At 39.9% G+C, this 12,042-nt stretch carries 10 protein-coding genes; 9 read left to right on the top strand and 1 reads right to left on the bottom strand.

Going from position 1 to position 12,042, the window contains the following annotated elements:
- The first annotated feature begins 3 nt into the window (after positions 1–3).
- Complete coding sequence (locus tag AABB81_RS15230; RefSeq protein ID WP_342161421.1) at positions 4–552, top strand: DUF2911 domain-containing protein; 549 nt, start codon at positions 4–6, stop codon at positions 550–552.
- Here AABB81_RS15230 and AABB81_RS15235 read toward each other — a convergent pair.
- Positions 536–2,176 carry an amidohydrolase gene (locus AABB81_RS15235; protein WP_342161422.1) on the bottom strand — a complete coding sequence of 547 codons (1,641 nt, stop codon included), beginning with the start codon at positions 2,174–2,176 and terminating at the stop codon, positions 536–538. The genes AABB81_RS15230 and AABB81_RS15235 overlap by 17 nt on opposite strands.
- A 232-nt stretch (positions 2,177–2,408) precedes the next feature.
- Between AABB81_RS15235 and leuS the strand changes: the two genes are divergently transcribed.
- From leuS to AABB81_RS15275, 8 genes are all read left to right on the top strand, one after another.
- Complete coding sequence (gene leuS, locus AABB81_RS15240) at positions 2,409–5,225, top strand: leucine--tRNA ligase (RefSeq protein WP_342161423.1); 2,817 nt, start codon at positions 2,409–2,411, stop codon at positions 5,223–5,225.
- A 119-nt stretch (positions 5,226–5,344) separates the two neighbouring features.
- A complete protein-coding gene (locus AABB81_RS15245) occupies positions 5,345–6,298 on the top strand; it encodes a T9SS type A sorting domain-containing protein (protein WP_342161424.1) in 954 nt (317 codons plus the stop codon).
- A gap of 13 nt (positions 6,299–6,311) precedes the next feature.
- The gene (locus AABB81_RS15250; RefSeq protein WP_342161425.1) at positions 6,312–7,397 is read left to right on the top strand and encodes a hypothetical protein; all 1,086 of its coding nucleotides are present in this window, start codon (positions 6,312–6,314) and stop codon (positions 7,395–7,397) included.
- A gap of 234 nt (positions 7,398–7,631) precedes the next feature.
- Positions 7,632–9,029, top strand: a complete 1,398-nt coding sequence (locus AABB81_RS15255; protein ID WP_342161426.1) for an anthranilate synthase component I family protein — start codon at positions 7,632–7,634, stop codon at positions 9,027–9,029.
- Positions 9,030–9,032: 3 nt separating this feature from the next.
- Entirely contained in the window at positions 9,033–9,599 is a 567-nt protein-coding gene (locus tag AABB81_RS15260; RefSeq protein WP_342161427.1) for an anthranilate synthase component II, read from the top strand.
- Between the two features lie 24 nt (positions 9,600–9,623).
- Entirely contained in the window at positions 9,624–10,622 is a 999-nt protein-coding gene (gene trpD, locus AABB81_RS15265) for an anthranilate phosphoribosyltransferase (RefSeq protein WP_342161428.1), read from the top strand.
- Between the two features lie 7 nt (positions 10,623–10,629).
- Positions 10,630–11,418 (top strand): indole-3-glycerol phosphate synthase TrpC, encoded by a 789-nt coding sequence (gene trpC, locus AABB81_RS15270; RefSeq protein WP_342161429.1) that lies wholly within the window; start codon positions 10,630–10,632, stop codon positions 11,416–11,418.
- A 10-nt stretch (positions 11,419–11,428) separates the two neighbouring features.
- Positions 11,429–12,037 carry a phosphoribosylanthranilate isomerase gene (locus AABB81_RS15275; RefSeq protein WP_342161430.1) on the top strand — a complete coding sequence of 203 codons (609 nt, stop codon included), beginning with the start codon at positions 11,429–11,431 and terminating at the stop codon, positions 12,035–12,037.
- Positions 12,038–12,042: the final 5 nt, after the last annotated feature.

Here is a 12,042-nt window from a genome sequence, read left to right on the forward strand (position 1 = left end):
TCTATGAAAAGGATATATTTTAATTTGGGAATAGCTTTTGTGTTTTCGATACTGTTCCTTACTGATGCCGGCGCGCAGGAATTCAGAGATTTGGATGCCAGTCCTCACGACATTGTATATTTTAGGACCAATAAGATTTCGCCACCAAAGATTAAAGTACTTTATGGAAGGCCGAAAAAAAATGGAAGAGAAATCTTCGGAAATGTAATTCCGTTTGGTAAAATATGGAGAGTTGGCGCGAACGAAGCTACTGAAGTTGTTTTTTACAACGATGTGGTGTTTGGAGAAACAGAAGTGAAAGCAGGAACTTATGTCTTATATGCAATACCCGATCAAAATGAATGGACCCTTATTTTAAGTTCCAATACAGATGTATGGGGTACTTATGAATATGAAGAAAAATATGATGTGGCAAGAACCACGGCAAAAGTGAGTAAGGCCGAATTCCTGGAAGCATTCTCAATTGGCTTCAAAGATAAAGGGAAGCACATCAATATGGTGCTTGCTTGGGATACCACAAGGATTACCGCTCCAATCAAAATAATTTTGTAGAAGAATACACTTTCTCCCCATTGATATAAGTTCCATTTATCTTGATATTTGGAACTTCTTCAATTGGTACCTCCATGATATCCTGATCAAGAATAACAAAATCTGCGAGTTTATTTTTTTCGATCGATCCTTTTTCTTTTTCCTCAAAATTGGCGTATGCGGCCCAAATCGTCATTCCTTTTAGCGTTTCTTCCCTGCTTAAACCATTGTTTATTTGAAACCCTTCCTCCGGATACCCTGTAAGGTCTTGTCTGGCAACAGCCGCATAAAAAGTGTACATTGGGTTTACTTTTTCAACAGGAAAGTCGGTGCCCAAAACGATTCTTCCATTAATTTCAAGCAAGGTTTTATACGCATAAGCCCCTTTGATTCTTTCCGGCCCCAAACGGTCTTCGGCCCAGTACATATCACTGGTAGCATGAGTCGGTTGCACAGAAGGTATAATCTCTGTGAAATAATCGAAATCATCGGGATCGATAACCTGTGCATGTTCAATGCGCCACCTTCTGTTCGTTTGGCTTTTGAGTACTCTGGCATAAGTTTTAAGAATATAAGCGTTAGCCGAATCTCCAATGGCGTGCGTATTCATTTGAAAATCAGATTTAGCAATGGTATTGGCTATTTGATCAAGATCTTCAAGACTTGTCACCATGGCACCAAAATGTCCTTCGCGGTCGCTATATGGCTGTTTCAGTGCAGCCCCCCTGGATCCTAAAGCTCCGTCTGCATATATTTTAAAGGACCTCACATGAAGTCGGTCAGTTTTTGTAATTCCTTTTTTTAAGTAATAATCTAAATTTTCGGGACTAACCGAAACCATTGCATAGACCTTAATCTTTAATTCATCATTTTTTTGAAGGCTATCAATAAGGTCTATGGTTTCTTTTTGTAATCCGGCATCGCTCACAGTAGTAAGTCCCAGTTTTAAGCAATGACTCTCTGCATCTTTAAGAGCTTTGACACTATGGTTGATTCCGGCTTTTGGCATGATCTTTTTTACCATATCCTTAGCATTGTCAATAAGAACACCCGTAATTTGGCCCTTGTTTTTTACGATTTCACCACCTGAAACACTGGTTTGAGAATTAATTCCGGCAAGGTTAAGGGCGGCTTGATTTACCAGAAATGCGTGATCGTCTATTCGGGATAATACCACCGGTGTCTCCGGAAAATGAAGATCCAATTGGTCTTTTGTAGGCAATTGCTTCGTTTCCCAGTCATTTTGATCCCAGCCATAACCCGTTATAAAGTTGAGGTTCTTCTCCTTTTGGAAGGCTAAAACTCTATTGACGACCTCATCTAAACTGTTCGTTCCGGTGAGGTCGACTTGTTGCATAAAAAAGCCCAAATCGTTGAAATGGCAATGGCCGTCAATAAGTCCTGGAACTATGGTTTTGCCTTTAAGGTTCAGGATTTCTTTTGAGGTGAATAGATTGTTTATTTCCTTTGAACTGCCAACGCCAATAAACAGGCCATCTTTAATGGCAAAGGCCTGTGCCTTGGGCAATGCGTCATCAACCGTATAAATATTGGCATTGGTTACAATAAAATCGGCTTGCTGTTTATCAGAAGTACAGGATATAAGCACGAAAGTGCTTATCAGGTATATGAGGGGCTTATACATGATTTTTTTTTAGAGGTAAATAAAAAGTAAAGATATAAAAATTAAGATATACTTGACACTTTGTGCTTTCCTTCTTTAAGTGTAACTTTGGCCACTTGAAATAAACAGCACATCAGGCCTTGGGTTTTAAAGGATAAATCAATTGTTTTCAGGGAATTGAAGTTTAAAACCCAACTATTTCGGGGCTTGTGTTAAAAGATCAACTGAAGGGATACCTTATATATAGAAACGAATGAAATATTACTTTAACGAGATTGAAGCCAAATGGCAGAAATACTGGAGCGAAAATCAAACATTTAAAGCTGAGAATAAGAGTGAAAAAGATAAGTTTTATGTGCTTGACATGTTTCCTTATCCTTCAGGGGCAGGACTTCATGTAGGTCATCCCCTTGGGTATATCGCTTCGGATATTTACGCGCGTTACAAGCGACACAAAGGCTTTAATGTATTGCATCCTCAAGGATTTGATTCTTTTGGATTGCCTGCCGAACAATATGCGATTCAAACCGGACAACATCCTGCCAAGACCACACAGGAAAATATCAAAACCTACAGAAGGCAGCTTGACCAGATGGGCTTCAGTTTTGATTGGAGCAGAGAGGTGAGAACTTCAGATCCGTCATATTACAAATGGACACAATGGATTTTTATCCAGTTATTCAATGCTTACTATTGTCTGGATGCAGATAAAGCTAAAGATATTTCGGCATTGACGGCAATATTTGAAAAACACGGAAATGAAAAGGTCAATGCTGTCTGTGATGAAAATACTGCTTTATTTTCTGCCGAGGAATGGAATTCTTTCGGTCCGGATCAGAAAGAATTGGTGCTTTCTCAATACAGGTTGACTTATCTGTCGGAAACTGAAGTCAATTGGTGCCCGGATTTGGGAACCGTATTGGCTAATGATGAAATAGTGAACGGGGTATCAGAAAGAGGAGGCTTCCCGGTTGTACGAAAGAAAATGAAGCAATGGTCGATGAGGATTACTGCTTATGCGCAAAGACTGCTGGATGGTTTGAACAGGATTGACTGGCCCCAGCCCTTAAAAGATGCTCAAACGAATTGGATTGGGAGATCTGAAGGAGCGATGGTCAGTTTTGAAATAGAAGGTTATGCTGCCTCGATTGAAGTGTTTACAACAAGGCCAGACACGATTTTTGGAGTATCTTTTATGACTTTGGCCCCTGAACATGAACTGGTTGCAAAAATCACAACTAAAGAGCAGAAATCGGACGTTGACAGCTATATATTGTCAACCTCCAGGAGAAGTGAGCGTGACCGGATGGCTGACGTAAAAACTATTTCGGGAGTGTTTACAGGTGCCTATGCCGTTCATCCCTTTAGCGGTGAGAAAATTCCCGTTTGGATCGGTGACTACGTGTTGGCAAGTTATGGAACGGGAGCTGTTATGGCAGTGCCATGCGGAGATCAGCGGGATTTTGAATTTGCCAAACATTTTGATTTGGAGATACCGAATATATTTGAAGGTCAGGATATTTCAGAAGGTGCTTGCGAAGACAAGGGCGCTGTAATAGCAAATTCCGATTTTATCAATGGTTTAAAGGTCAAGGATGCGATCAAAAAGGTTATTGAAGCACTCGAAAAAAGAGGAATTGGAGAAGGGAGGATCAATTACAGGTTGAGAGATGCTGTTTTTTCAAGACAGCGATATTGGGGAGAACCCTTTCCGGTGTATTATGTGAATGGCCTGCCTAAAATGATCGACAAGGATTATTTGCCTGTTACCCTGCCGGATGTTGAAAAATACCTGCCCACCGAAGATGGAAAACCGCCTTTAGGAAATGCCACCATATGGGCCTGGGATACACAAACCAATAAAATCGTATCGAATGATTTGATCGATGAGCAAACAGTTTTTCCTTTAGAATTAAATACCATGCCGGGATGGGCCGGAAGTTCCTGGTATTTTAACAGGTATATGGATGCTGATAATGACAATGAATTTTGCGGTAAGGAAGCACTGGATTATTGGCAAGATGTTGATTTATACATTGGAGGTAGTGAACATACAACGGGGCATTTGCTTTATTCCAGATTTTGGCAGAAATTTTTGTTTGACAGAGGCCATGTACCCGTAGATGAATATGCTAAAAAACTTATAAACCAGGGAATGATATTGGGAACATCTGCCTTTGTTTATAGAAAAAAAGGTGAAAATACCTTTATTTCACATGGATTGATAAAGGATAAAGACGTACAGCCCATTCATGTGGATGTATCACTGGTCAATGCATCAAACGAACTCGATCTTGAAGGTTTCAAGGATCACGCTTTGAATAAAGATTTTAAGGATGCAGCTTTTGTTCTTGAAGATCGTAAATATATCGTGGGACGCGAAGTGGAAAAAATGTCTAAATCCAAATATAATGTTGTGAATCCTGACGATATTTGTCGCGATTATGGAGCCGATACCTTGAGGATGTACGAGATGTTTTTGGGTCCCCTTGAACAGGCAAAGCCATGGAACACTGCCGGAATAACGGGTGTTCACGGATTTTTAAAACGTCTTTGGAAGTTATTTCACAATTCAGGTGAATTTTCGGTGAGCGAAGATGCTCCCGGTCCAGAAGAATTAAAAATTCTGCATAAAACCATTAAAAAAGTAGACGAGGACATTGCTAATTTCTCCTTCAATACTTCTGTGAGCTCCTTTATGATTGCCGTTAATGAATTAACATCGCTTTCATGTTCCAAAAGAGGCATATTAGAGCCCTTGGTTGTGCTTATTTCACCCTATGCACCTTATATTGCCGAAGAACTCTGGAGTAAGTTGGGTCACAAGGGATCTGTTTCGACTGTTGATTATCCCGTTTTTGAAGCTAAATATGTGATTGAAAGCACAAAAACCTACCCTATTTCTTTTAATGGTAAGATGAGGTTTACCAAAGAATTGTCTTTGGACCTCGATAAAGAAGCCATTGAGAAAGCCGTTATGGAAGATGAACGAACGCAACAGCAAATGGGAGGCAGAAGCCCTAAAAAAGTAATTGTTGTTCCAGGTAAGATCGTGAATATTGTAGGTTGAGTAATTGATTTATCTACAGCAACTCATCTTTGTATTTTGTTTGAAACTATTTGGATATTTCTTTTAAAAAGGTCGAATATTCAAGAATTTTATTCTAGTTTTGGATTTAAACACAGCCTATGAATTTAAAATTACACAATCCTTTTATTTTTCGAAATTGCTATTTAAGCCTCTTGTTATTGGGTGCTCTTCCTTGTGTTATGGCACAAGACCTTTATGTTGGACCGAATGCAGAGTTTTATTTGGCTAAAGATCTGGCATTTACAACCAGCAACACTGTTGTTGCTGTTGATGCCAGCGGAACTTTCTCTATGGAAGCCGGGACGAACTGGGGTTCTGCTCAGGAATTTGTCGATGGAAATGTCAGCGTTTTTGGTGCTGGCGAAACGACCCTTCCGGTTGGTAACAAAGGGGTGTATGCTCCGGTTGTTATGAAACACAGTGCAGATGTTTCTGCTCAATATTCAAATTCAGCGCCTTCAGGAGGAACTAATGGTACTGACGTTGACGCGGTAAGCGGAGTAGAATTCTGGGAACTGACAGGAAATGCAGTTGTTACCTTGCCATGGAATGAAAATAGCGATATTACTTCCCTTGTTAATGATAATGGAGGGGTATTGAGCGCTGTTTCAATCGTTGGACTCAACGGGGGTGTTTGGGATTTGATCAGCGCATCTCATAGTTTTACGGTAACCGGCGATCTTTTAAACGGTAATGTAGCGAGTGACCTTAACAACGAAGTTAATTTAGACGGATTTGGTCAATATACCTTTGGAATAGACAATCAGGTGGTTTTATCTGTCAATGACCTGTTTCTTTCAACCGGTATTAATTTGTTGTCAAATCCTGTCAAGGCTGAAGAAAGTGATATAAGGTTTATGGCTTCAGGAGAAATGGTTGACCTAAAAGCTTCTATTTATGACATCAACGGCAGGCTAATGAAACGGTTTGATAAAATTGAACTCTCTGTTGGAGAAGGCAACCTTCCCAAATCAAATTTGAAAAGCGGTTTATATTTTTTAAAATTTGAACACGAAGGAAAACAAGGCGTAAAAAAACTAATCATTGAATAACAATAAAACCATCATGAATAAATTATATACATTTTTACTATGCACAGTTATAGCAATAACTTCAATACATGCTCAGGTTGGAGTAGGAACCAGCTCACCGGATGCCTCATCGGCTCTTGATATCAGTTCAACTGATAAAGGTTTGTTGATCCCCAGAATGACCACGGCTCAGAGAACTGCCATCACGACACCTGCGAACAGCTTAATGGTTTTTGATACCGATACGAATTCCCAGTGGATATATATTGATGGTGCCTGGGTTGAGTCCAAAGCAGGGGTGGGGAAGTTTGTAGATGGAGCTTCGCCAGATATAGCCTATTATCCTGGTAGGGTGGGCATTGGCCTAGATCAGTTTTCAACCGTACATAAGTTGTATGTGAGAGGGGAAAGTGATTTAAATGCGATTAGAACTTCTGTTAAAGTTGATGCTTTTTACACTGGATCCGGTACAAGTGTGGCTACCTATGGATTTGGAACAGAAGTGAAAAATAATGGCACAGGAATCATTGGCTATGCCATTGGAACCCAAGGGATCATTAGGAACTCGGCTTCGAGTGGGGGTATGACCAACGCGGTGGGCTCATATCCACAGATTTACAATGATGGTAATATAACTTACGGGTCGGCAATGATTGCTGAAAATTACAATAATGCCGGTACTATGACTACAGGCCGTGGAATGGACGTTGGCTTAATCAATGCCTCCGGGGCTTCTATTGGAACGGCTTCTTTAGCCTCTATGTTCGCTACTAATGAAGGTGCAATCACAGGAGATGGTTATGGTTTATTTATCGGAGGAACGGGCTCAGGCTCAGTGGCAGGAAACTCCTATGGATTATTTTTGTCTACGCCTTTCTCTAATGTCGCAGGAACGGCTTATGCCTTGTACTCGGATAATGTAAATAATTCATATATGGCTGGTAATTTAGGTGTTGGTACCCTGGATCCGCAGCAAAAAGTCCATATCACGGGAGTACTGCGTTTAGAGCCCCAGGCTGTTGAACCAGCCGGAGGTTTGGGGGATTTTTATGTAAACACAGACGGCACTCTCTATTTTCATGACGGAACAAGCTGGAAGGAAGTTCAAGTTGGGCCTTAATCAAGTGTTTGTTATTATAAGCTCAGTTAAATCTGTTTATTGTTAGAAATAACTCAATTTTTCTTTGATAATTAAAAAAAGTTTATAAATTTGCTTGCTCAATATGAGAAATAATACAATTCATACATGGTGGTGGTCTTTACAAAACAGAAAATTTGTGAAGTAGTAACCTGTATATAAAAATATCTATTAGGCTTGTCTTCGCGACAGGCCTTTTTTTTTAATCTGAATTCAATGAATTATAAATTAAGAACTTATTACAAGAAAATCCTTTCAGACACCATAACCCCTGTAAGTATTTACCTAAAGATCAGAGATACCTTTCCAAATAGTATTTTATTGGAAAGTTCTGATTATCATGGAAATGAAAATAGTTTTTCCTACGTGTGCTGTAACCCAATTGCAAGTATTACGGTTAAGGATCAGGTAGTAAGTGAAACTTTTCCTGATGGGGCTTCCAGCCTGACTACATGCAATTCAGCTCATGAGATTCCCGGAATGATACACGATTTCAGTCAAAAGTTTGAAACTGAAAACCAAAAATTCAAATTTATCAATAACGGTCTTTTCGGATATATCGGATATGATGCCGTAAGGTACTTTGAAGACATTGAAATTGCCAAAAAAGAAGGGGACCTTGACATTCCTGATATTTATTATGCGGTTTATCAAAATATCATTGCCATTAATCACTTTAAGAATGAGGCCTATATCTTCTCGCATTCTTATGATCAAAAAAATAATATTGAAGAAATCCATCAGTTGATTGGCAATCGTAATTTTGCCTCCTATTCATACAGCAACGCAGATGACGAGACTTCTAATCTTTCTGATAAGGAGTTTATGGAGCATGTGGAACTTGCAAAAAAGCACTGTTTTCGGGGCGACGTTTTTCAATTGGTACTTTCCCGGAGGTTTTCCCAGGGTTTTAAAGGAGATGAATTCAATGTGTACAGGGCACTTCGATCGGTAAACCCTTCACCATATTTGTTTTATTTTGATTACGGGAACTTTAAGATATTCGGATCCTCACCCGAGGCACAGCTCGTAGTGAACAATGGCAAGGCAGAGATCCATCCTATTGCAGGAACTTTCAAAAGAACAGGAGATGACGAAAAGGATCTCGCGGCAGCCAAATCTCTTGCTCAGGATGAAAAGGAAAATGCAGAACACGTTATGCTGGTTGATCTGGCCAGAAACGACCTGAGCAGAAACGGAAAGAATGTAAAAGTTGAAAAGTATAAGGAAATCCAGTTTTTTTCTCATGTAATCCATCTTGTGTCGAAAGTGATCGGACAGAAGTTTAAAGATGCAATTACTTTTCAGGTCGTGGCAGATACTTTTCCGGCGGGAACCTTATCCGGTGCCCCGAAACACAAGGCCCTGCAACTTATTGAAAAATATGAAAAACACAACCGGACATTTTACGGAGGAGCCATTGGTTTTATGGATTTTAAAGGCAATTTTAATCACGCCATTATCATCAGGTCTTTTTTAAGCAAGAATCATCGATTGCATTATCAGGCGGGAGCCGGAATTGTTTCTAAATCAACTGCAGATGATGAATTACAGGAAGTTTATAACAAATTAGGGGCCTTAAAAAAGGCCATGGAACTTGCCGAAAACATTTAAGCTATGAAGAAAATATTAGTAATAGATAATTACGATTCCTTCACCTATAACCTGGTTCATTATTTACAGGACCTAGATTGTGAGGTTACGGTCAAGCGCAATGATAAATTGAGCCTGGAAGAGGTCGCCGAATTTGAAAAGATTCTTTTGTCACCGGGCCCTGGTATTCCGGATGAGGCCGGCCTTTTAAAGGCAATTATCAAAAAGTATGGATCAACAAAGAGTATTTTGGGGATCTGTCTGGGCCAGCAGGCCATTGCCGAAGTATACGGAGGCAGCATTGAAAACCTGAATAAGGTCTACCACGGTGTTTCCACTTCGATAAAAAGGATCAACGAGGATAAAATATTATATAAGGATATTCCCGTGGAATTGGAGGTAGGCAGGTACCATTCATGGGTGGTGTCAAAAGATTTACCTGAGGATCTCATTGCAACCTCGGTGGATGAAAACGGAGAGATTATGTCTTTAAAGCATATAGTACATGATGTCAGGGCGGTTCAATACCATCCTGAATCTATCCTTACGCCTGAAGGGAAAAAAATGTTGAAAAACTGGGTCGAATCCTGAGTAACAGAAAAAAGCAGAAGAAAAATGAAAGAAATTTTAAATCGCCTGATCAATCAGGAAACAATTTCTAAACAAGAGGCAAAAAATGTGTTGGTCAACATATCAAAGGGCGTGCATAATTCAAGCCAAATAGCTTCTTTTTTGACCGTGTATATGATGAGGAGCATTTCGGTGGAAGAACTGGACGGATTTCGTGAAGCTTTGCTGGAACTATGCCTTCCGGTAAATCTTTCTGATTTTAACACCATAGATCTTTGCGGCACCGGAGGAGATGGAAAGGACACCTTTAATATTTCAACCCTGGCCTCATTTGTTACTGCAGGAGCAGGTGTAAAAGTGGCCAAGCACGGTAATTACGGAGTTTCCTCTTCATGTGGTTCATCTAATGTCCTCGAATATCTTGGGATCAAATTTTCAAGTGAGGAAGTTTTTTTACAGGATGCCATCGCAAAAGCGGGCATATGCATTTTACATGCGCCGCTCTTTCATCCTGCCATGAAAAATGTGGCCCCAATACGAAAAGAACTGGGAGTAAAAACTTTTTTCAATATGCTCGGGCCCATGGTAAATCCTTCCTTCCCCAAAAATCAAATGGTTGGTGTTTTTAACCTGGAACTGGCAAGAATGTATGGTTATTTATATCAGACAACCGATAAGAATTATGCGATTTTACATGACCTTGCCGGATACGATGAGATCTCTCTTACCGGCAGGACCAAAATGATTACCAATGAAGAAGATAAAATTGTTGTTCCTGCTGACCTGGGGATACAACATATTGAGCAAAAGGATATTTATGGTGGTAAATCGGTTAAGGAGAGTGCAGAGATCTTTTTAAAGGTGTTACATGGTGAAGGAACAGAGGCGCAAAGTAATGTTGTTTGTGCAAATGCCGGGTTGGCGATTTCGGTCGTAAAGGAAATCAGCCACAGGGAAGGGTTTGAACTTGCAAGGGAATCCCTTTTTGGGAAAAAGGCTCTGGAAGCCTTTAAGCTATTACACAATATCAGTAATTTAAATTAAGTAGGTTTTGGATATTTTAGAAAAAATAGTTCGAGATAAAAGGGATGAGGTGTCATCAAAAAAGAAGGTATTGCCCTTGTCCTATTTGGTTACTTCGCCTCTTATGCAAAGAGCTTCCTATTCCATGGCAAAAGCGGTACAACAAGGCAGTGGTATTATTGCTGAATTCAAACGAAGAAGTCCTTCCAGGCAGGTCATCAATCAAAGCGACAGCGTCATTGATGTCATCAGGGGGTATCAAAGTGCCGGTGTTTCAGGGATATCCGTTCTAACCGACACAAAATATTTTGGAGGATCCCTGGATGATTTGATCCAGGCCAGAGCACATCTTGAAATTCCTTTGCTTAGAAAGGAATTTATTATCGATCCTTACCAGATCTATGAAGCCAAGGTCTTCGGCGCAGACCTGATCTTATTGATTGCAGCTGTTCTCAGCCCTGAGGAAATAAGCCTGTTTTCACAGTTGGCGCATCAGCTCGATCTGGAAGTATTGCTTGAGGTCCATAATGAAGATGAACTAAAACAATCAGATCTTGAACATGTTGACCTGGTAGGTGTAAACAACAGGAATTTAAAAACCTTTGAGGTAAACCTTGAAACAAGTAAAGATCTCGCTCCACTCATACCTGACGACAAAGTAAAGATATCAGAAAGTGGGATCAGTTCTCCTGAAGCGATCCATATCCTGAAGGGATTTGGTTACAAAGGTTTCCTGATAGGAGAGAATTTTATGAAAACCGAAGCTCCGGGAGCATCAGCCAAACAATTTATAGCAGCACTTCGAGATGAAAATTAAAGTTTGTGGAATGAAATATAAGGATAATATACAGGGGGTTGTTAGTTTGCAACCTGATTACCTGGGTTTTATATTTTATGAAAGGTCGAAACGACATTTTGAGGGAACTTTCCCTGCGATCCCTGATGGTATCAAAACAGTGGGTGTATTTGTGAACGCCGAACAAAGTTTTATAAAGTCTACGGTGGAAGAACACGCCTTGAATGCGGTTCAACTGCACGGGGATGAGTCTGCCTCATATTGCGAGGATCTCCGGGCTGTTTTAGGTAATGATATTGAAATCATCAAGGCATTTTCCATATCAGATCGGTTTGATTTTAACAATTTGAATGTTTTTACGCCTTTCTGTGATTTCTTTTTGTTTGACACCAAGGGGAAAGAAAGGGGAGGAAACGGTATATTATTTGATTGGAATGTTTTGCAGCGTTACGATGTTGAAAAACCTTTTTTTTTAAGTGGAGGAATCGGGCTGCAGGAATTGAATCAGGTCCAGTCTTTTTTGAAATCGAAAGCAGGTGAATATTGTTATGCCATTGATGTGAACAGCAAGTTTGAAAGCGAACCGGGAATGAAAAAGATCAAAGAATTGAAAAAGTTTATTGAATTAACAAAAACATGAATGAG

This window comes from Lutimonas vermicola, assembly GCF_038433205.1.
Taxonomy (GTDB): domain Bacteria; phylum Bacteroidota; class Bacteroidia; order Flavobacteriales; family Flavobacteriaceae; genus Lutimonas; species Lutimonas vermicola.